Annotated in this window: 1 pseudogene; it reads left to right on the top strand. The window is 60.0% G+C overall.

The window, feature by feature from the left end:
* Positions 1-149: 149 nt before the first annotated feature.
* Positions 150-255, top strand: a pseudogene (locus K6M89_RS32060) (IS110 family transposase); the annotation flags it as partial.

Here is a 255-nt window from a genome sequence, read left to right as displayed (position 1 = left end):
GCGCTTGCGGTGACGGAGCTGAGCCCGCAACCCCCTCGGGTTTGAAAGCCCGTGGCAGAGCAAGGGATGGCTCCGTCGTTCCATCGAACCCGAACAGTCGCTTGGGCCGCTCGCGAAGGCGAAGCCCGCTTGGACAAGGATGGGATCAGATGGACGTTGTCGTTGGCATTGATGTTTCGAAAGACCAGTTGGATGTGCATGTGCTGCCGTCAGGCGAAAGCTTCGCCGTTGCCAATGATGATGAGAGCCTGGACG

The organism is Rhizobium croatiense (assembly GCF_019793465.1).
GTDB lineage: Bacteria > Pseudomonadota > Alphaproteobacteria > Rhizobiales > Rhizobiaceae > Rhizobium > Rhizobium croatiense.
This window is presented reverse-complemented; position numbering and strand designations above follow the sequence as displayed.